Source organism: bacterium, from assembly GCA_024228115.1.
Lineage (GTDB): Bacteria > Myxococcota_A > UBA9160 > UBA9160 > UBA6930.
This window is the reverse complement of sequence record JAAETT010000315.1, coordinates 1-19,893: the sequence shown is the minus strand read 5'-3', so window position 1 is coordinate 19,893 and position 19,893 is coordinate 1. Positions and strand designations below refer to the sequence as shown.

Annotated in this window: 21 protein-coding genes, 2 tRNA genes and 1 other RNA gene; 7 read left to right on the top strand and 17 right to left on the bottom strand. The window is 66.5% G+C overall.

Annotated features, from left to right (window positions below):
* From GY937_14000 to GY937_13990, 3 genes are all read right to left on the bottom strand, one after another.
* Positions 1 to 280 (bottom strand): hypothetical protein (locus tag GY937_14000; GenBank protein ID MCP5057815.1); only part of this gene is annotated, 280 nt, incomplete at its 3' end.
* A 14-nt stretch (positions 281 to 294) separates the two neighbouring features.
* Positions 295 to 738: a nuclear transport factor 2 family protein gene (locus GY937_13995; protein MCP5057814.1), complete on the bottom strand. Its 444-nt coding sequence runs from the start codon at positions 736 to 738 to the stop codon at positions 295 to 297.
* A gap of 121 nt (positions 739 to 859) precedes the next feature.
* Positions 860 to 936: transfer RNA gene (locus GY937_13990), tRNA-Pro, on the bottom strand.
* Between the two features lie 83 nt (positions 937 to 1,019).
* Between GY937_13990 and GY937_13985 the strand changes: the two genes are divergently transcribed.
* Complete coding sequence (locus tag GY937_13985) at positions 1,020 to 3,422, top strand: RND family transporter (protein MCP5057813.1); 2,403 nt, start codon at positions 1,020 to 1,022, stop codon at positions 3,420 to 3,422.
* A gap of 17 nt (positions 3,423 to 3,439) precedes the next feature.
* On the opposite strand, the gene GY937_13980 is transcribed toward GY937_13985, so the two are convergent.
* The 6 genes from GY937_13980 to priA form a co-directional block, all read right to left on the bottom strand.
* Positions 3,440 to 4,315: an outer membrane lipoprotein-sorting protein gene (locus GY937_13980; protein ID MCP5057812.1), complete on the bottom strand. Its 876-nt coding sequence runs from the start codon at positions 4,313 to 4,315 to the stop codon at positions 3,440 to 3,442.
* Positions 4,316 to 4,366: 51 nt separating this feature from the next.
* Positions 4,367 to 5,044 (bottom strand): ribulose-phosphate 3-epimerase, encoded by a 678-nt coding sequence (locus GY937_13975; GenBank protein ID MCP5057811.1) that lies wholly within the window; start codon positions 5,042 to 5,044, stop codon positions 4,367 to 4,369.
* Positions 5,045 to 5,049: 5 nt separating this feature from the next.
* Positions 5,050 to 6,465 carry a 16S rRNA (cytosine(967)-C(5))-methyltransferase RsmB gene (gene rsmB / locus GY937_13970; protein ID MCP5057810.1) on the bottom strand — a complete coding sequence of 472 codons (1,416 nt, stop codon included), beginning with the start codon at positions 6,463 to 6,465 and terminating at the stop codon, positions 5,050 to 5,052.
* Positions 6,462 to 7,406, bottom strand: a complete 945-nt coding sequence (locus tag GY937_13965) for a methionyl-tRNA formyltransferase (protein MCP5057809.1) — start codon at positions 7,404 to 7,406, stop codon at positions 6,462 to 6,464. The genes rsmB and GY937_13965 overlap by 4 nt, the downstream gene beginning before the upstream one ends.
* Positions 7,407 to 7,417: 11 nt before the next feature.
* Complete coding sequence (locus tag GY937_13960; GenBank protein ID MCP5057808.1) at positions 7,418 to 7,960, bottom strand: peptide deformylase; 543 nt, start codon at positions 7,958 to 7,960, stop codon at positions 7,418 to 7,420.
* 98 nt (positions 7,961 to 8,058) lie between these two features.
* Positions 8,059 to 10,533 (bottom strand): primosomal protein N', encoded by a 2,475-nt coding sequence (priA, locus tag GY937_13955; GenBank protein MCP5057807.1) that lies wholly within the window; start codon positions 10,531 to 10,533, stop codon positions 8,059 to 8,061.
* 32 nt (positions 10,534 to 10,565) lie between these two features.
* On the opposite strand from priA, the gene GY937_13950 reads away from it, so the two are divergent.
* Entirely contained in the window at positions 10,566 to 11,252 is a 687-nt protein-coding gene (locus GY937_13950) for a methyltransferase domain-containing protein (protein ID MCP5057806.1), read from the top strand.
* A 7-nt stretch (positions 11,253 to 11,259) separates the two neighbouring features.
* Here the strand turns inward: GY937_13950 and GY937_13945 are convergent, their stop codons facing one another.
* The 7 genes from GY937_13945 to ffs all read right to left on the bottom strand — a co-directional run bounded on the left by GY937_13945 (position 11,260) and on the right by ffs (position 16,487).
* Positions 11,260 to 12,075 (bottom strand): alpha/beta fold hydrolase, encoded by an 816-nt coding sequence (locus GY937_13945; protein ID MCP5057805.1) that lies wholly within the window; start codon positions 12,073 to 12,075, stop codon positions 11,260 to 11,262.
* 90 nt (positions 12,076 to 12,165) lie between these two features.
* On the bottom strand, positions 12,166 to 12,756 hold the full coding sequence (locus GY937_13940) for a GTPase domain-containing protein (protein ID MCP5057804.1): 591 nt from the start codon (positions 12,754 to 12,756) through the stop codon (positions 12,166 to 12,168).
* Positions 12,757 to 12,781: 25 nt separating this feature from the next.
* Positions 12,782 to 13,273 (bottom strand): roadblock/LC7 domain-containing protein, encoded by a 492-nt coding sequence (locus GY937_13935; protein MCP5057803.1) that lies wholly within the window; start codon positions 13,271 to 13,273, stop codon positions 12,782 to 12,784.
* Positions 13,274 to 13,486: 213 nt separating this feature from the next.
* Positions 13,487 to 14,086 (bottom strand): recombination protein RecR, encoded by a 600-nt coding sequence (gene recR, locus GY937_13930; protein MCP5057802.1) that lies wholly within the window; start codon positions 14,084 to 14,086, stop codon positions 13,487 to 13,489.
* On the bottom strand, positions 14,083 to 14,439 hold the full coding sequence (locus tag GY937_13925; GenBank protein ID MCP5057801.1) for a YbaB/EbfC family nucleoid-associated protein: 357 nt from the start codon (positions 14,437 to 14,439) through the stop codon (positions 14,083 to 14,085). The genes recR and GY937_13925 overlap by 4 nt, the downstream gene beginning before the upstream one ends.
* Positions 14,440 to 14,473: 34 nt before the next feature.
* Positions 14,474 to 16,336, bottom strand: coding sequence for a DNA polymerase III subunit gamma/tau (gene dnaX / locus GY937_13920; GenBank protein MCP5057800.1), 1,863 nt, complete (start codon positions 16,334 to 16,336; stop codon positions 14,474 to 14,476).
* A 63-nt stretch (positions 16,337 to 16,399) separates the two neighbouring features.
* Positions 16,400 to 16,487: signal recognition particle sRNA small type (gene ffs, locus GY937_13915), an RNA gene on the bottom strand.
* Positions 16,488 to 16,546: 59 nt separating this feature from the next.
* Between ffs and GY937_13910 the strand changes: the two genes are divergently transcribed.
* Both GY937_13910 and GY937_13905 read left to right on the top strand, forming a co-directional pair.
* Positions 16,547 to 17,266, top strand: coding sequence for a single-strand selective monofunctional uracil-DNA glycosylase (locus GY937_13910; protein ID MCP5057799.1), 720 nt, complete (start codon positions 16,547 to 16,549; stop codon positions 17,264 to 17,266).
* 11 nt (positions 17,267 to 17,277) lie between these two features.
* The gene (locus GY937_13905; GenBank protein ID MCP5057798.1) at positions 17,278 to 17,805 is read left to right on the top strand and encodes a twin-arginine translocation signal domain-containing protein; all 528 of its coding nucleotides are present in this window, start codon (positions 17,278 to 17,280) and stop codon (positions 17,803 to 17,805) included.
* Between the two features lie 43 nt (positions 17,806 to 17,848).
* On the opposite strand, the gene GY937_13900 is transcribed toward GY937_13905, so the two are convergent.
* Positions 17,849 to 18,484, bottom strand: a complete 636-nt coding sequence (locus GY937_13900; GenBank protein MCP5057797.1) for a hypothetical protein — start codon at positions 18,482 to 18,484, stop codon at positions 17,849 to 17,851.
* Between the two features lie 89 nt (positions 18,485 to 18,573).
* Between GY937_13900 and GY937_13895 the strand changes: the two genes are divergently transcribed.
* The 3 genes from GY937_13895 to GY937_13885 form a co-directional block, all read left to right on the top strand.
* Positions 18,574 to 18,665: transfer RNA gene (locus GY937_13895), tRNA-Ser, on the top strand.
* Between the two features lie 321 nt (positions 18,666 to 18,986).
* Positions 18,987 to 19,214: a helix-turn-helix domain-containing protein gene (locus GY937_13890; protein ID MCP5057796.1), complete on the top strand. Its 228-nt coding sequence runs from the start codon at positions 18,987 to 18,989 to the stop codon at positions 19,212 to 19,214.
* Positions 19,215 to 19,706: 492 nt separating this feature from the next.
* On the top strand, positions 19,707 to 19,893 hold a 187-nt coding region (locus GY937_13885; protein MCP5057795.1), incomplete at its 3' end, for an IS630 family transposase.

Sequence of the window (19,893 nt, the reverse complement as noted above, 5' to 3'; positions counted from 1 at the left end):
CCTTGACCACGAGCGGATTGAACTGGATCTGCGAGACGTCGTATTCCGAGGCCTCGCCCGCGTCGTAGCTCCAGGCCAACTCGAGTCCGGTGACGGTATCGCGATTGATCTGATCGAGCGGCGAGTGGTGGGAAACACCGCGATCGCCCAGGTAGGTGCGCCACTCGCGCTCTGCGGCCGAACCCTGGGTGCGGGCCCGTTCGAAAGCAGGCGAGGGCGCATGTTCCCCGGGGCCACATGCGAGCAGTCCGGCGAGAGCAATCCCCCACCTTCTGCTCATGGACGGGAGCAAATCTAGCTCTTCACTCGCTCGGAAAAGGCGGGCACCATCTCCATGTCGCCCATTTCCCAATAGGTCCGAAGGGAGGTGACCTTGCCCTGGTCGTTCACCCGGTAGACGAAGACGCCAAAAATCTTCGAGACGGCACCGTTTTCGAACTGGGTCATCAACGTCCCCACGTTGGCGCATTCATTCCCCGAGACGAGCGAGTGCTGCAGGCTGAAGATCGGACGCACGGCCGCAATGTTCTTGTCCCAGAAGGCGGCGATTGCCTGCTTTCCCCGGTGGCCCTTGCCTTCCGGATCGAGCATGGACTTGCCGATCGGATCCTCGAGGAGTGCGTCGTCCGCGAAGCCGTCGAGCCAGGCCTGCCGGTCGCCGCGGGCGACGGCGTCGATGGAATGCCAGGCCGCGAGGCGGGCGGGGTGCGCGGAGTCGGGGCTCGGTAGCTCGGGCATCGGTCGTCTCCATCAGCCCCGGATCCAAAGGGAAATCCCTCTGGTCGGCGAAGGCCCATGTCGGGCCAGCCACAATGGTCGGGGCGACTGGATTCGCACCCTGCGAACAGGCCAGCCACAATGGTCGGGGCGACTGGATTCGAACCAGCGACCTCTTCGTCCCGAACGAAGCGCGCTACCAAGCTGCGCCACGCCCCGACCGGCGGCTTTGCCGCGCGGGAATATGCCGGTTGCGGCCGGGGGCCACAAGCCGGGCCAGAATCCGGCCCAGGGGGCCTCTGGTGGGTCGCGGCGGCGGATCTTCGCCCTATCATGGCGCGGCGCCCGCCATGGATCCGATTCTCTTTGCAGCATTGATGGCCGCCGCCGTTGCGGTCGGCCTGGCCCTTCCGATCCTCCGTCCCGCCTGGGTGGTGGGGCATCCCCGGCTCGTGCTCGGGCTGGTCGCGCTGAGTTCGGTGCTGGCCGCGGTGCCGTTGGTACGGCTCGAGCCCCTGGGCGTGAACCTGCGCATCGATCCATCCACCGAACCGCTCTTGCCCGCTGGCGATCCAGCTCAGGAGGTGTACCGGGCGGCCGTGCGCAATTTCGGCGACGACGAGGTTTTCGTGATCGCCATGGAGGCGGACGACCTCTTTACCGCAGAGGGGCTCGGACGGCTGCGGCGCATCACCGACGCCATCGACCACCTTCCCGAGGTCCGGACGGTTCAGAGCCTGACGGACGTGGTGGCGTTCCGCTTCGACAGGGAGGCGGATTGGCTCGACATCGCGGATTTCATCGAGGAAATCCCGACCGAGCCCGAAGCATTGGCCGCCATTCGGGAAGAAGCCCTGGCCAACCCACTCTACGCCCGGACGATCCTCTCGGTCGACGGCCGTACGGCCGCCATCAACGTCACTTTTCGCAAGCTGACCGACGAGGAGTTCATTCGCTCGAAGCTCGATGCGCGCATTCTCGAGATCGTCCGAGGCGAGATCGCCGACGGCACGCACCTCTACGTTGCCGGGCGCCCCCATGTGAAGAACCGGGTCTACGAGATGATGCTGCGCGATATGGGGACGCTCATTCCCCTGGCGCTTCTGGTCGTCGCCTTGGGTCTCTACATCGTGTTCGGCACACGGCGAGGGGTGTTGTTGCCGATGGGCACCATCCTGCTGGCCACCCTGTGGACCTTCGGTGCCATCGCCTTCCTCGAACGCCCGCTGACCGTCCTGACCACGCTTCTCGCACCGATGCTTGCGGCGATCGGCAGCGTCTACGGCATCCACGCAGTCACCCGCTACGAAGAAGAGGTCGAGGGAGCGGCCTCGCCAAAAGAGGCAGCACTGCGAAGCCTCGAGCACATGCGTCTGCCCGTCACGGTTGCCGGGCTGACGACGATGATCGGCTTCGCGGCACTCCTCATCACGGACGTTCCGGCGGTCTTCGAAGTGGGTGCCTTCGCCGTCCTGGGAGTGGCTGCGATCACGGTGCTGACCCTGACGATGGTGCAGGCGGCCCTGGCCCTGATGCCGCTTCGTCACGCGGGCTCAGGGACAGCCTTGGCAGCCTCGATTGCTCGACTCCTCGACACCTCGCTGGAGCGTCTTGCATCGCTGGCCGCCCGCCGCTCCGGAACCTGGTTGCTGATCTTCGCTCTGGCACTCGTGGCTTCCCTCGTCGCCATCCCGCGCATCGTGATCGATACCGACTATCTCTCCTTCTTCGACGAGGGCGCGCCCGTGCGCGAGGATTTCGAAGCGGTGAATCGCCTCCTGGCCGGTGCCGTTCCGCTCTTCGTCTCCTTCGAGAGCGAGACGCCGGGTGCTTTCCGCGAGCCCGAGATGCTTCGCGCCATCGAGCGCCTCCAGGATCAAGCGCAGACGATTCCAAACGTCGGCCGCACGCTTTCGATGGTCGACACGGTCCGGGTGATGAACCGGGCCATGGCCAAGGATGACCCGAGCCAGGAGAGAATTCCCGATACGCGAGGCGCGGCAGCCGAGCTTCTCTTCATGACGCCGAAGGGGCATCTGGATCGTTATGCCAACGTGAATCACAGCCGCGCCAATGTGATGGTGCGGACTGGAGCCGTCGGTACGGCCCAGGTTCGCGAGGTGACCGGGCAGTTGGAGGCGTTCGTGGCGGAGATGGAGCTTCCCGAGGGCGTCAGCGCGGCGGTGACGGGCAATGCCCTGCTGCTCTCCCATAGCGCCGACGGGATTGCCCGCGGGCAGCCGCGTACCGTGGGTCTGGCAGCGATCGCCATCTTCATCTTGATCGCACTCTCGTTCGGCTCGATTCGGTTGGGGGCGGTGGCCATGCTTCCGAACCTGGTGCCGGTCGCGATCTACTTCGGAATCCTGGGGTTCGGGGCTGCGCCCCTCTCCCTGCCGACCAGTCTGATCGGCAGCGTGGCGCTCGGCATCGCCATCGACGATACGGTGCACTTCCTGGTGCGCTACGGCAGCGAGCGGCGCCGAGGCCTCACGCCGGAGGAAGCCGCGGCGACTTGCGGTCGTCGGATCGGCCGTCCCATCGCGATCACCTCGGTGATGCTGATGGCCGGGTTCCTGGTCGTGGCACTCTCGGGCTTCGCCACGCTGCGGCAGTTTGGCGTGCTCTCAGCCGTTACGATGGGCATCTGCCTCGTGAACGATCTGGTCCTGCTGCCCGCTCTCCTCGTCCGAACCCGCGCCTGAGCGTCCCTCCGCCGCGTTCAGTGGGATTCCAGTCGGGAGAGGTCGAAGATCTTCCGGTGGAGCTTCGGGTTGGGCTCCATGTCTTCGATGGTCAGGGTGGTGAACGTGTCGAGCTGGAGGTTGCGCATGGTCAACTCCATCGGAATCCAGACCCCGTCGAGCTCCTGCACCTTGTCTGCTGGGGCCATCAGCTTCTTGACCTCGATCTCCTTTTCGTCCCAGTAGAGCGTGAGCAGGGGAACGCAGTGTTCCTTCTCGACGTGGGTCACGAACTTCGAGTAGTCGGAGTTGGCGTGCTCTTTCGGAGTGACCTCTACCACATAGGTCGGCACACCGTCGATCACCTTGTCGGGCAGCCGGGAGTAGTCGCCGTCTTCGATCTCGCGGGGGACGACGTCCTCGAAGGTGAAGTCCGTGCCGAAGACCGCTTCACGGCGCAGATTGACCCGGCGCACGCGGCGGGTGGCTGCCAGGTACACGAACTGGTCGTTCGCGCGGGCTGTGTTGTTCTGGATCAGGTAGCCGGAGAAGCGCAGATCAAAGGGGTCCAGGTACTTGACCAGGGAGCGGGAGAGCACCTGCTTCTCCAGTTCGCGGAAGCTCTTCCAGGTCATTCGAAGCTTCGAGATCTGGGTGGCGCCGCCGCGATCGCCGGAGAGCAGGTTCGAATGCTGGATGTAGGATTCGAAGCGATTGTCCAGCACGCATTGATAGATCTCGCGTCCGGTCAGCTCGGATTGCGGGGTGCCGGCATCCTCGGCTTGGGTCTCGGCCGGAGTTTCGGCGGCCCATGCAGCCGGTTGGGGGGGCGCGACGAGCGCCGCGGCCAGCAAGAGAGCAAACAAGGCTGCAATTCCGGCGGCCGACGGCCACCGGTTGAGAAGGGCGCGCATCTGGACTTCCTCCGACCCGATGTGGGACGCTAGCCCAGCGGGCCGTCGGGGTCAGCCGCGTCGGGCGGCCTCGGCTTCCTCGCGGAGGGCCGCGATCGCTTGGGGATAGTCCTCGGGCTCCGCCTTGAAAATCGCGGTTCCGGCGACGAACGCGTTGGCCCCAGCCGCCGCGGCTCTTCCGATCGTCCCCTTGGCGATGCCGCCGTCGATCTCGATCTCGAGAGCCGGGTTGCGCTCGTCGGCCCAGGCCCGGATCTGGCGAAGTTTGTCGAGACTGCTCTCGATGAACGACTGGCCGCCGAAGCCCGGGTTGACGCTCATCACCAGCACCTGTTCCACGTCCGCGATCACCGACTCGATCGCCACGGCGGGTGTGCCCGGGTTGAGCACCACGCAGGCCTTGGCCCCGAGATCCTGGATCTGGCCGATGGTCCCGTGCAGATGGGGGCACGTCTCGACGTGGACACCCACCCGATCGGCACCGGCTTTGACGTAGTCAGCGATCGAGCGCTCGGGCGCCTCGATCATCAGGTGTACGTCGAGCGGCTTCTGGGTTGCGGCCCGCACGGCCTCTACGACCGGCGGGCCGATCGTCAGGTTCGGCACGAAGTGGCCGTCCATCACGTCGACATGGATCCAATCCGCACCGGCGGCGGAGATATCCGCGATCTCTCGGGCCAGGGCTCCGAAATCGCAGGCCAGGATCGAGGGCGCGATGCGAATGGGCATGTCGTTCAAGCTTTTCGCTCCAGGCGGGCGGCGAAGAAGCCGTCCGTATCATGCCGGTGGGGCCAGGTGGAAAGCCAGCCCGCGTCGCCGATCAGCGGCTGCACCACCTCGGGCAGCGCTTCCGGTTTGCAGGGGGTGAAATCCTTGGCCTCGGTGAGGAAACCCTCCACGACGGCCTCGTTCTCTTCCGGGAGCAGGGTACACGTGCTGTAGACGAGTGTCCCGCCGGGCCGAAGTGCCGCGGCGGACCTGCGCAGGATCTGCTGTTGGATCTCCACCAATCGCCCCACGTTGGCCTCATCGAAGCGCCAACGAGCATCCGGGTTCCGGCGTAGCGTGCCGAGGCCCGAGCAAGGCGCATCGACCAGTACACGATCGAAGAGGGTGCCTTCGTCCGGAAGTGGCCGCGTGGCATCGACCTCACGGGTCTGCACGTTCCCGAGGCCCAATCGGCGAGCGCTGCGTGCGACGAGGCCGAGCCGTCGGGGGTTCCGATCGTAGGCGTCGACCCGGCCCTGCTCACCGACCCGTTCGGCGATGGCGCCGGCTTTGCCGCCCGGTGCGGCACATACATCGAGCACGCGTTCGCCGGGCCGAGGATCGAGAAGCTCTACGACGAGCTGGGAGCCTTCGTCCTGGATCGTGAAGCGCCCCTCGAGGAACGCAGGATCATGGCCCGGGTAGCCGTGGTGGCCAAGATTCACACCGAGCGGTGCATACCGGCAGGCCTTCACGTCGGGCAGGCGACTGCGCAGCTCGTCGAGCAGGGTTTCGCGATCCGTCCGCTGGGGATTCAGCCGGGCGACGAGGGGCGGCACCTTGTTCGATGCTTCGGCCAGGAGCGCAGCTTCTTCTGGCCCCAACCGTGCGAGCCAACGCTCCGCGATCGGTGACGGAAGGGAGAGGGCATCGACCAGATGCCCGCAAGCATCGTCTTCGAGACTGGGCATCGGAATCGTCTCGTGGCCTCGCGCCAATCGACGCAACACGGCGTTCACCAGTCCGGCTGCTCGCGAGACTCCGAGCGCCCTCGCGCAGCGTACAGTCTGGTCGACGGCAGCCGACGATGGGACCGAGTGTTCGAAGACGATTTGATAGGCCCCGACGCGTAAGAGCGTCGTTACGAGGGCTTCGAGCCGCTCGTTGGGTCGGTCGAGGACGGCGCGCAGCAGCGCGTCCAGGTGACCGCGCCAGCGCAGGGTGCCGTAAACGAGTTCGGTGACGAAAGCACGATCGCGGGGCGAGAGGCCACTGCGCCGCAGGGCTCCCGAGAGGGCGAGATCGGCGTAGGCCCCGGCGCGTTCGACTCGTTCGAGCACACGCACCGCGACGATCCGGGCTTGTGTCGGGGGCGCCCCCCGGCGCGGGCCGGCACTGGCCTGGGCGCCCCTGCGGCGCCGACGTGAAACCTCGCGGCTCATCCGTTCGCGCCTTCACCGAGACGGGTACCGCTCTGCAGGCCCCGACCCCGTTGGAACTCGCCGATGTCCAGGACTTTTCCGCCCGGCCGTTGCAATCGCAGGGGGCGGAGCCAGCCGCTTCCCGTTGCGATGCGCGGCGCCTCGTCATCGATGACGACGGTGCCGGGAGCGCAGGCGTCATCCCCGACCTCGGCGCGAGCTGCCAGGATTCGCAATGGCTCACCGTTCCACTCACTGAACGCGCCTGGCCGCGGCGCCATCGCGCGAATCCGCTGGACCAATGCGCTCGCGTCGTCGCTCCAATCGAGGTGAGCGTCCCTCCGTTCGATCTTCGGGGCCAGGCTGGCGCGGGTCGGGTCCTGCTCGGTCCACGTCACGCGATCTTCGGCAATCCGGTCGAGGCCTTCGGTGATGGCGTCGGCGGTGAGCTGCGCGATGCGTTCTGTCAGGCTTCCGCAATCCTCATCCGGGCCGATCTTCGTGCGCTTCTCGAGGGCGACCGGGCCGGCATCCATCTCGCGCTCGACCCGCATCACGGAAACCCCGGTCTCCACGTCACCGGCCAGCAGCGCATGGGCGATGGGCGCCGCGCCGCGATGCCGCGGCAGCAGGCTCGCGTGCCCGTTGATCAAATAACCCAACGACGGGAGTTGGCGGATTCGCTTCGGCAGGAACTGCCCGAAAGCCACGACCACGCCCAGGTCGGGCAGGGTGGCCGCCAGGGTCTCAGCGACCTCCTGGGTGCCGACCTTCTCGGGCCGGAAGAGCGGAACGCCTGCTGCAAGGGCATGGCTGGCGACGGGGGACGGCGATGTCTTGCGTCCGCGTCCGCGTCGGCGATCGGGCTGGCTCACCACACCGACCACCGGATGTCTTCCGGCCAACAAGCGGGCGAGTGTCGGAACCGCAAACTCAGGGGTTCCGAAGAACAGCAGTCGCAAGCTTCGCGCACTCAGAACGCGCCGCTCTCGGCAACGTCTTCTTCCTCGAGCTTCAGCGCCTTCTTCCGTTTCTTCGTGTACAAGCCGCGCTTCAACCGGCTGATCCGATCGACGAAGAGCACGCCATCGAGATGGTCGATCTCGTGTTGAAAGCAGACGGCCCTGAGATCGTCGCACTCTTCCACGTGTTCGTTGCCTTCGAGGTCGATGTATCGAACCTTGACCCGGGCTGCCCGCTCGACCTCGGCCTGGAAATCCGGCACCGAGAGGCAACCCTCGGTCCAGAGCACACTGCCCTCGCGTTCGAGGATCTCGGGATTGATGACCACCTGGGCGTCGCGGTCGTTGCCTTCTTCCGTCCACTCCGTATCCATCACGACCATGCGAATGGCTTCGCCCACCTGGGGAGCCGCGAGGCCGATTCCGGGCTCGTCGTACATGACCTCGATCATGTCCGCGGCGAGTTCGCGCAACTCCTCCGTCACGTCTTCGACGGGGGCCGAGAGGCGTTTGAGACTAGGATCGGGGAAGAGGAGCACCGGGCGGAGCGCCATGGCGGGCAACGTAGCAATCGGCCTCAGAGGGTGTCGACGGAACCGGGCGATTCAGGGCCCATGCTGCGAGGCGTCGGCAACGCCAGACGCTCCCCTCTCTACAGCATGTCCACCGGATGCAGATCGATACTTGCCCGGATGCCGCCCGGCACGCGCTCGAGCGCCGCCGCCACCTGCTCGGCGGCCTTGCGTACCACCTGCGGGTTGCCGTGCTTGAGCAGCACCTGGAATCGGTACCGGCCGCGCAACCGCGAGATGGGGGAGGGCGCCGGGCCGAGCACTTCGCAAGGGGTGTCGCCTGACGCGTGCTGGGCCAGGGAGGCAAGGCGCTCGGCAAAGCCGGCTGCGCGTCCTTCGTCTTCCGCGCTCACGCGTACCTGGGCCAGGTACCCGAGCGGCGGGTAGCCGAGGCTCGCCCGGTGGCCGAGTTCTTCCCGGTAGAAGCCTTCGTAGTCGTGGGTGGCGACGGGTGCGATGGCGTAGTGATCCGGACTCGACGTCTGCAAGATCACGCGCCCGGGCAGCCCTCCGCGGCCGGCTCGGCCGGCGACCTGGGTGAGTAGCTGAAACGTCCGCTCGGCGGCGCGGAAATCCGGGAAGTGAAGGCCGAGGTCGGCATTGACGACGCCCACCAGACGAACCCCAGGAAAGTCGTGGCCCTTGGCCACCATCTGGGTGCCGATCAGGATGTCGATGGCGCCCTCGCGCAGGCCGCGCAGGATCTCTTCGGTCGCTCCCCGGGGCCCAGCCGTGTCCCGATCCAATCGCGCCGTCCGGGCGTCTGGCAGATGCACGCGCACCTCTTCTTCGAGCCTCTCCGTTCCGATGCCTAGCAACGCCGTCGAGTCTGCACCGCATTGAGGACACAGCTCCGGCGGTGCCTCGCGGTGGTCGCAGTAATGGCAACGCAGCTGGTTCTGGCCGGCATGGTAGGTGAGCGAGATGTCGCAATGCTTGCAGCGGCAGACGTACTGGCATTCGAAGCAGGCGATCTGGGTCGAGAAGCCGCGGCGATTGAGTAGCAGGATGGCCTGGCCGCCTTCTCGCGTCGTCTCGCGTAGGCCGCGCAGCAGGCTGCTGCCGAGGATCAGCTTGCGGCCGCGGGGCAGGGCGGCCCGTTCCTCCCGCAAATCGACCAGTTGGACTCCGGGCAGGGGCTGACCACTCGGCCGATGTTCGAGGCGTAGATGTCGAATGCGCTGCCGCTCTGCGGCGTAGCGCACCTCGAGGGAGGGCGTGGCCGAGCCCAGGATCAACGGGCAGCCCTCGGCCCGCGCACGGCGTGCTGCGAAGCGCCGGGCGTGATAGCGGAAACCCTCCTCGTTCTTGTAGGCGCTGTCGTGTTCTTCGTCGATCACGATCACGCCGAGATCATGCAGGGGCGCGAAGAGTGCCGAGCGTGCGCCGACGGCGATCGGGACGTCGCTGCGGCGCAAGCGCTCCCATTGGGCCAGGCGTTCGCTCGGCTTGAGACCGCTGTGCAAGACAGCAAGGGCATCACCGAAGCGGGCGCGCAGGCGTCCGAGAATCTGGTGTGTGAGCGTGATTTCGGGTACCAGCACCAGTGCCTGACGTTTGCGATCCAGGGCTTCGGCGATGGCCTGCATGTAGATCTCGGTCTTGCCGCTGCCGGTCACGCCGTGCAGAAGGAACGTCTCGGGTTCCCGGTTCTCGATCGCCGTGCCAATCGCTTCGCACGCGGCGCGTTGCTCGGGCGTCAGGATGACTTCCTTGTCGGGCTCCCGCTTCTCTGCGCCGGGAAGCACATCGCGTTCCGAGAGTTCGACCAGGCCTCGTCGTTGGAGACTTCGCAAACCCGCGGAGGCGCGCGGGAAGCGCTCGGCCAGGGCGGCTACCGAGGAGGGCCCCGCCTGCAGGGCCTCGACCAGTTCCGCCTGGCGCGGAGCACGGGCCAGAGGCCCCACCAGCAGGGCCTCCGGATCACAGCCGGGGGCCAACTGGGCCCAACGCTCGCGCGGAACCCGGCTCCGCGGGCCGCGCTCGTCGAGCACGCGGTGGATCAGCCCGTCCTGCTCCCACGCGCCCAGCCGATCGGCCAACTCCGGCGCGCGCCGTGCCAGCTCCGACGTGGTTCGCGGCCGGCGGCCCAGCCAGTCGAGGAGCGCTGCCTCCTCGTCGCGAATGGCACCGACACGCAACGCCTCCTGCCCCCGCGGTGCCAGGGCCAGGGCGCGCACCGTCCTCGCGGTGCCGCCCGGCGGGAGGGCGGCATGCAATGCGATGCCCGGAGGGCAGAGCACCTCACGGGCCTCCTCGAGCAGGGCGGCCATCAGAGGCGGCGGTATGGCCGGGCTGCCATCGAGGAGCTTCTGTATGGGCTGCAGGCGCCGTCCGTCCAGCTCTGCGGGGCCGACGCTGACGACCAGGCCGACCATCCCCTGGCCGCCCGCACGCACCCGAACCCGGCAGCCCACGAGGGCTTCGCTTGCCAAGTCGGCCGGAACCGCGTAGTCGAAGAGCTGATGGGAAGGGACCGGAAGCGCCACCCGGGCGCAGTCGCGCTCCGGGTCTTGCGACTCCTGCGCTTCATCCGGAAACAGGTTCCCCGTCATCGCAGCTGATTGTAACGAGATGGAGGGCAAGCATGAGAAAGGGCGCGCGCATCGTTCGTCAGGGCCAGCGGCGGGTGCTGCGCATCGACGATACCTTCGCCTCCACCTACGAGCCCGGCCGTGTCACGACCGGCTCGGTCTGGGACGCGATCGCCTCCGGCGTCCTCGCCGTCCCATCGAAACGCCGCCGACGGGTGCTACTGCTCGGGCTCGGCGGTGGAAGTGCTGCCCGGATCGTGCGTGCGCTGGCGCCGGAGGCCGTCATCGTCGGTGTCGAGCTTTCTGCGGACGTGGTGCGCCTGGCCCAGGAACATCTCGATCTGGACGCCCTCGGTCTCGATGTGCGCGTTGGTGATGCCCGCGAAGTGGTTCGCAGCGAGCGTGCGCGGTACGACGCGATCCTCGAGGATGTCTTCGTCGGCAGCGGTCGAAATGCCTACAAGCCGGAGGGTCTGCCGCATCCGCTGCTGGATGAGGCGAAGGCACTTCTGCGGCCCGGAGGTGTGCTCGTCTCGAATGCTCTCGATGAAGCGAGCGACGTAAGGAAAGCCATGACCGACCTCTTCCCAAACGTCGTCGAGGTTGGCCTCGCCGATTTCGACAATCGCATCTACGTCGGGAGCGACATTCGGCTCACCGCAAGAGATCTGCGTCGCGCTGTCGCCGAAGACGCTGTGCTCGGTGAGACACTTTCGCAGCTTCGATTCCGCAGCCGCTAGGTCCCCGTTAGGCTCCGCCGGGGGCTCCCAGGAAGTGGAGCACCGTGCGATTGAACTCCTGGGCGCATTCGGCCATCACCAGGTGGGCGCCCCACGCCAAGGTGACCAGGTGTCCGTTCGGAATCTCGTCCGCCAACTCGCGTGAGAACTTCGACGGGGTGAGCTGATCCTGACGCCCACAGACCACCAACGTCGGGTGCTCGATCTTCCGTAGGCGGTCGTAGGTATCGTGGGAGAGGCAGGCATCGCATTGGCGCGCCAGAAGGTCGGCATCGAGCTGCAGTTCATGGCCGGGAAAGCTGCGACTCATCGCCTCGATCAGGTCTGCCTGCTCCAGGGTTTCGTCCTGCAGCGTCCAGAGCAATCGCTCGCGGGTGAAGACTTCCGGCGAAGTTCCGTGTCGCGCCATCTCTCGCCACTTCTCGAGCAGCATCCTTCGCTTCGCGTCCGGCCGCGCATAGGTGCCGACCAGTACGAGCCGGTCCACCCGTTCCGAGAACCGGAGGGCCAACTCCTGAGCCGTCATTCCGCCAAGGAATGCACCCAGCACGTGAGTCTTGCGTATGCCAAGGGCTCCGAGCAGCCCATCCAGATCCCCTGCCAGATCCGCCGTCGTGAACGGCCCGCCTGGATCCTCGCTCTCTCCGACTCCACGGTTGTTGAAGAGCACCAACCGGTGTCGAGCGGAGAGTTCCGGCACCTGCAACGGATGCCATCCCTGGCACGATCCGGCCAACCCCATCACCAACACCAGCGGGGGAGCAAGCTCCGGCCCGTGCAGCTCGTAGTAGACCTTCCGCCCGGAAACCTCGATCAAAGGCATGGCGGAAAGATACCGCGATCTTCAGTACCGGCGCAGCCACGGAGCACGCGGCGAGTGGGCCGGGGGCTGGAGGCACTCCTGAAGTCGCAGCTACCGCGACAACCTCTTCAGGTCGGAAAGCACCGTCTTCGCCACGGCTTTCAGGGTCTCGAAAACCCCTTCGCCCGTCGTCGCGCTCGCCTCGAAATCCTGCACGCCCAAGGTGTTCAGCTGGCGCCGAAGTTCGTCGAGCGGCGCGGCGTTCGGAAGATCCCGCTTGTTGTACTGGATCACGAACGGAATCTTGTCGAGTTCGTAACCCTGGTCGCGGAGGTTCACCTTGAGGTTGTCGATGCTCTCGAGGTTCGCCTCCATGCGTTCGATCTGGCTATCTGCCACGAAGACCACACCGTCCACGCCCTTCAGGATCAGCTTGCGGCTGGCGTCGTAGAAGACCTGGCCCGGCACGGTATACAGGTGAAAGCGCGTCTTGAAGCCGCGAATCTGGCCGAGCGCGAGCGGAAGGAAATCGAAGAAGAGGGTGCGCTCGGTTTCAGTCGCGAGCGAGATCATCTTCCCCTTCAGGTCGGGGTTCGTCTTGGTATAGATGAACTGCAGGTTCGTCGTCTTGCCGCACAGCCCGGGGCCGTAGTAGACGATCTTGCAGTTGATCTCGCGGGACGAATAGTTGATGAAGGACATGGGGCCTGCTCGAAGCTACGTGGAGCTACTCGGAAAAAAGGTTGTCGATGTCGTCGTCGGTGATCTCGGCAAAGGGAGATTTCGTGGTCCCCGTTGCCGCTTCTTTTTCGGCCTTCTTCTGGATTTCTTCGAAGACCTTGCCCATCTCGGCGCCGGCCTTCTTGACCCGCAGCCGCACGAGGCCGAGTGAGCTTCGATCGTCGAAGACGACCACGAGAATGATGCGGCCCCCGACCAGGGTGATGTGCAGGTTGTCCCGCGTGCCCTGGTGGAAGTGGACCGGAAAATCTTCCTCGCCGATGATCTTCGCGAGTCCACCGGTCGCCGCGATGCTGCCCGCGGTGAGGGAGGCCAGACTCGTGGTATCGATTCCGCGAACCTCGCCGGCTTCGGCGATCAGCTGACCATTCTTGTCGACTACGAAGACGCCTTTGGCGTTGGCGTCCCGCACCAGCCGTTGGATGACGGCGAGGATCTTCTTGAAATCCTCTTCGTACATCACGAGCTGTGTGTCCATCATCGTGCGATCCCCTGCCGCTTCAGCCGAATGTGGATTTGCCGAGTTCGGCAACAACCATCGTAACTGTCCGGGTTTGAAGGGCTCTTTCGAGCCACGGTACCCTCGCCCGGAAAGCCCGGCAAGCCGCCCGGCCGCTCCTCCGATCGGACGACGAGGGCGCGGGCTTTAGCCCTCCCGGGCGGCTCCCAGCCGGCGTGGGGCGGCCTCCCGTCATTCCAGGACCTGTCGGTTCTGGATGGAACGCCCGACCGTCACGTGATCGGCATATTCCAGGTCGCCGCCCATGGGCATACCGTAGGCGATCCGGCTGAGGCGCACGCCCAGCGGGCGCAGCCGTTCGGCCAGGTAGGCCGCAGTGGCGTCGCCCTCGGCATTCGGATTGGTGGCGAGAACGACCTCGTGGACGTTGCCGCTCCGCGCTCGCGCTTCGAGCTCAGCGATGTGCAACTCCTCTGGACCCACGCCATCGATCGGCGAGAGCGCCCCTCCCAGCACGTGGTAGACGCCCTTGAAGCTCCCGCTCCGCTCGATCGCGGCCCGATCCGCCGGCTCTTCGATCACGCAGATCTGTGCATGGTCCCGGGCATCGCTGGCGCAGATGCCGCAGGGCGAGACCTCGGTGAGATCGAAGCAATGCTCGCAAAGGACGATCTCCTGCTTCACGCGCCGAATGGCTTCGGCCAGTTCGATGACCAGCGTCTCCGGCGCGGAGAGCATGAAGAAGGCCAGGCGGGTGGCAGATTTTTCGCCGATACCCGGCAGCCGACGCAAGGCGCCGATCAGCCGCTCGATCGGAGGCGGAGCGTTCAAACGTTGCCCGCCGGGGGCCCACCGGGCCCCCCAATTCCACCCATGCCCGGGATGCCGGCCATGACGGCGGCCTTCTGCATCTCTTCCTGGACCATGCGCTGGGCAGAACCGAGTGCGGCGTTGACGGCAGCGGCGACCAGATCCTGGAGCATCTCCCGGTCGCCACCCGCCACCAGGGCCGGCTCGATGTTCAATTCCTGGACGCGCAGATCACCACGGACCACCGCAGTGACCATGCCGCCGCCCGATTGCGCGGAGACCGTCCGGCGGGCCAGATCCTGCTGGAGCGAGGCCAGCTTGGTTTGCATTTCCTGTGCCTTGGCGAGCAGGTCACCCAGGTCTTCTTGGTTCATCGCTTCATCCTCGAGGAGGGCTGGAGGGCCCGGTTCATCCGACCTCCGGCGTGGTGCCGCCACCCGTTGGTTTGATCTCCAGGATCTCGGCTCCCAGAATGTCGAGCGTGTCGTTCACGGCCGGATGATTGAGAGCTTCCTGGCGCTTGCGGCGGCCTTCAGGGGTCTGCTCCGAAACACTTTCGGATCGCCCCGCGGTCGCCGGCCCTCCCTCTTCGGCCGTCTGCAGTTTCACGTCCAGGGCGTGGCCAAAGAAGCTCTCGCAGACAGCCACCAGTTCGCCGACCCGGGATTGCAGGCGCCGCGCGGCGATTCCGGAGGGAAGCTCGATCCGCAACCGGGTGTCGTTGCACTCGAGGAGGGACCCGCCTTCGAGGGCGGCGAAGAGACCGCGGTTCGCTTCCTGTGCGAAGGCGCGCAGGCGGTCGTAGACGAGGGGGAGAGGCGCATCTCTCGTGGCTGCGCTGCCCGAGGCAGCGGCTGTCGGCGGGGGCGGTGTTTCCGGGGCCTTGGCGGGCGGCGTCTCCCGGGGCTTTGCCGCTGCCCGCTCCTGCGCAGCCGGCGGCTCGGGCGTCGGCCGGGGTTCCGGCGTTGGCGGAGCTACCTGTGCTTCGGATGCCGCCGGCGAGGCCGCCTGTGCTTCAGCCGCTCCTGGGCGGGAGGTCGCCTCGGGTCGTTCGCTCGCGACATTCCGCTGGCTCCCGCCGGCGGGGCCTCCACTGCCGCTACCACCGGACGGCCCTCCTCCGCCACCGCGGAGCTGCCTCTCCAGGGCGTCGATGCGCCCCAGGAGCTGTTCGACCTGATCGCCCGAGGGCATCGTGGCCAGCCGCACGAGCGCGACCTCGAGCACCGAGAACGGATCCGGCGCCCACGCCAGGTCTTCTTGTTCCTTCAACAATGCACGGAACATGCGCCGCAGGCGCGCCTCTTCTGTCAGCCCGGAGAGCTTGCGGAGGGCTTCGACCTCGGCGTCGGCGCCTTCGACCAGGCCGGCCTCGGGAGCGACCCGAAGTACCACGAGATCTCGCAGCAGGCCTAACAACTCTCCGCCCAGGCGCTTGGCGTCGACGCCGCTCTCCCAGGCATGTCGGCAGGCCGTGAGTGCGTCGCCGGCGTTGCCTTCGATGCAGCCGGTGACGATCGCCAGCAGCACGCTGCGATCGATCAGGTCGAGAACCTCAGCCACCCGTGAATCGTCGACCTTCTCGCCGCCGAACGCGATCAGCTGGTCGAGCAGCGTCAGGGAATCGCGCATCGAACCGTCGCCGGCACGTGCTACGGCAAGCAGGCTCGTCTCCGAAACCGACAAGCCCTCGGCCTCGGCGATCCGACCGAGATTCTCCGCCACTTCGGCGGTGGCAATGCGCCGCAGGTCGTAACGCTGGCAGCGGGAAACGACGGTGAACGGGATCTTCTCCGGGTTGGTCGTGCAGAAGACGAACAGGCTCTCGGGCGGAGGCTCTTCGAGGGTCTTCAGCAACGCGTTGAACGCCGGCGTCGAGAGCATGTGGACTTCATCCACGATGAAGATCCGATGCTTGCCCGGCGCCGCGGCGTAGCGGATCGATTCGATGATCTCGCGTACGTCATCGACGCTCGTGCGGCTGGCGGCGTCGATCTCCTGCACGTCCACCGACGTACCCGCCTGGATTTCCAGGCAGGCGGGATCTTCCGGATCCGGGCTGTCCGTCGGGCCCTTCTCCGCATTCAGGCAGGCAGCGAAGATGCGCGCCAGGGTCGTCTTGCCGGTACCCCGAGGACCCGTGAGCAGGATGGCGTGGGGAATCCGGCCGGAGCGGATCGCGTTCCGCAGCGGCGTGGTGACGTGATCTTGCCCGATGACCTCGTCGAAACCCCGGGGGCGATACTTCCTGGCCAGGACCTGATAGGACACGTTGGGGGAGGGCCTCCGCGCCGTTCGGCGCTCATCGTGCACCGCGGAGAAGGAAGATCGCAGGGCACCCCCAACCGCAACCGGCGTCTTGCTGCCGCTGCTTCCTTCCGGACCTGACGGGGTTCACAGGGCACCGAGCTCGGCCGGGACCCTGCGATCATCCTTCTCCGCGGAGGCGTCATAGAGTAGCGGCGGGTACGGTCCTGCCCCATGGCCCTCGTGGATCGGGTTCTGGCAGCCGAACGGCGTCTCATTCAGGAACTGGCGCCGCTTCGCTTCGCGGCTCCGGTGACCCACGTCTACAACCCGCTCATCTACGCCGCACGGCCCCACCGGGCCTATTTGCGCCGCTTTGCAGGGACGCCCAAGCGCGTCGTCTATCTGGGGATGAACCCGGGGCCCTACGGGATGGCCCAGACGGGGGTGCCCTTCGGTGAGATCGCGCTCGTGCGCGATTGGATGGGGATCGAGGCTCCCGTCGGTCGGCCGACCCCGGAGCATCCCAAGCGCCCCATCGAGGGTTTCGCCTGCACCCGGAGCGAGGTGAGCGGCGCCCGCCTGTGGGGCGCCATCGCGGAGCAGTACGACACGGCCGAGCGCTTCTTCCGAGGCGCCTTCGTCGCGAACTATTGCCCGCTCGTCTTCATGGAGGAGAGCGGGAAGAACCGCACGCCGGACAAGCTGGCGCCCGGGGAACGGGATCCTGTCTACACCGCCTGCGATCAACACCTTCGTCGCCTGGTTTCGCTGCTCGAGCCCGAGTGGCTGATCGGCATTGGCAAGTTTGCCGAAACCCGGGCGCGGGATGCCCTGGACGGAATGGAGGTGAAGATCGCGAGCATCCTCCACCCGAGCCCCGCCAGCCCCGCGGCGAATCGCGGCTGGGCACCCCAGGCCAGGAGGCAGCTCAAGGAACTCGGTATCTGTTAGCTTTTCGCGCCATGAACCACGCACCCTTTCTCACACGGCGACGATTCCTCCACACGACCGGCGCGGGCGTAGTGCTCGCGGGGCTGGCGCCTGCCGAGCTGCTCCGAGCCGACGCGGGTCCCCTCGGTGATGCGCATCGCAAGGCCATGGCCGAGAGCCCCCTCGTCTATGTCTCGCCGCTTCGCAGCGACGGTGCGGAGAGCACCTGCCACGGGGAAGTCTGGTTCGTTGCGGATGGAGACGATCTGCTGGTCGTGACGGCGAAGGAGCGCTGGAAGGCCGTGGCGATCGAGAAGGGGCTCTCCCGCGCGCGGCTCTGGGTGGGCAACCACGGTGTCTGGACGACGTCCGATGGTGCCTTCAAGAAGTCGCCGACCTTCGCGGCGAAGGCACGCGTGGATGCGGACGCCCATGCCGCGGCGCTCGGGAAGTTCGGAGCCAAGTACCCGGCCGAATGGGCCAAGTGGGGGCCGCGTTTCGAGAAGGGCCTGTCCGACGGTAGCCGGGTGCTGCTCCGCTATTCGCCGACGGGCGCCTAGCGTCGAGCGTCGGCCAGTCCTGGTCTGCGACTCGGGAAGCGGGCTAGAGCAGGGCGAATAGAACCAGCGCACTGGCCAGGCCGATCCACGCACTGCGGCGCAGGGTGTCCTGACCGATCCCGCCCAGGGCCTCCTTGCCCGGGACGCCGGCGAAGGCTCGTCGGATCACCGGGAATTCGATCGTGCTCGCGAAGACCGCAAAGCCGATGCCGCCGCATTGCACGGCGATCTGCCCCGGGGAGTCGCCCGGCAACAGCGCGAACCAGGCAAGGGCCACGAACCAATGAGCCAGGTTTCCGCCCATGCTCATGGCCCGGAAGTGCTCTTCCCGGCTTCGCTCGAAATCGAACATGAAGAGCGGCACGAAACCCTTCGCAGGTGAAACCGGCGCGGTACCTCCCGAGAGCCGCGCGCCCGCGAAATGTCCCCACTCGTGAGCAAGTGCCGTCACGGCTGCGCCCACCAGCAGCCCACCGATCGCACTGAGGACCGCGCCGAGCCCCACGCCACTCGCCAGATACCAGGCATCGGCTCCGGCCCAGACCGAGAGCAGGGCGACGGCCACGGCGATGTCTCGCAGCGCGACCGTGGAAATCGCGGAGGCATCGGCGGGGACCGTATCCGTCTCCTTGCGGGCTGCGTCGACAGACGGATCGGGAGCCGGGGTCGTGCTGGCCATCTCTTGCCTCCGGTGAACTGGCGGAAGGCTAGCGCCGATCGAGAGGCCGACGGCCCTGCGGGGGTTCGCTAGCTTTCTGGGCTCCTCGCGGAGAGGTGGCGGAGTCCGGTTGAACGTGCCTGACTCGAAATCAGGTGTACTCGCAAGGGTACCGTGGGTTCGAATCCCACCCTCTCCGCCATTCCGGGCACTTAGGCGATCCGGCAGACGCGGGCCGCAAACGCCTCTGACGTTTGTGGGCAGCGTGTTCGGCCTATTCCTGCGACCTCATTTTCTTGAGAAAATCTCGGACATGAGCCCGACGGGCCCGTGATCCCGCCCCCGACCTCCCACCGGGTGTCCGAGCCAGCTGTCACCGGCTGGTCGCCGATCGACGACCAATTGCCGTCCCACCTCGGAGCCCGTAGTCGATCCCGCCGAAAACCGTCAACGATCTCCATGGCCTTCCGGATGGCGCGCGTCCTGGATCGAATGGCACGCGGCTTGCGAATGAGAAGCCGCAATGACACCTCTGCTTACAGAACGCGATGCCTCGGCTGCGCTCGGCTTGAGCGTGCGCACACTCCAGAAGTGGCGACTCCAGGGTTGCGGGCCACGCCTCCTGAAGCTCGGAAACGCCGTCCGATACGCCCAGGCAGATATCGATCAGTTCGTCGCCCACGCAAGGCGTCGATCAACGTCTGATACGGGCGGGCCAGGCAGGGGTGAGCCGCGGCCACCCACCGGGTAGGGAACGCGGTGGGCGACGATCACGCGCCTCAGCTCTGACCGCCGGGATCCAGGTGCGCTCACACCGACGGATCCCCAATGCCTGCCGGTCTTGGCTGTCTCATCTGTCTGGAGGGCGAGGGTTGGTGATCGCGAACCTCGGACGGCAGTTCGGGGGATGCCGGCCCTCCTGAAGGATCTCCACCCGTCCCGCGGACGCAGCCAGGCCGACAGCCACGGGTCCACCTCAGCCGCCAGGTAACACTTGCCTCACATTGCCGTCCCGAAGGAAGCTTGCGTAGGCTCAAGGAAGGGGCATCAGCAAGAGTGGAGCGAGGCGATGGAGGCCTTTGGACCGACAGTCTTGGTTGTCGATGACCGGGCGCAGTCGCGGGCTCAGATCTCGCGGAGGTTCAAGGAGAGGGGCTTCCGGGTTCTAGTGATATGATTCATAAATAAAGGGCACTATTGGACTATCCACGTTACCCTCGCGGCGAACGGCCAGAGGGGCACGATGCGGGTCGCAGCCGAGATTCACCTCAGCAAGAGCCAGCGGGCGATGCTTCAGCAATGGTCCAGAAGCCGGAAGGTCGCGGTGCGGCAGGCGCAACGCGCCAAGATGATCCTGCGAGCTGCGGAGGGGAAGTCGAATCAGGAGATCGCTGCCCAACTCGGCGTAAAAGTCCACACCGTAGGACGTT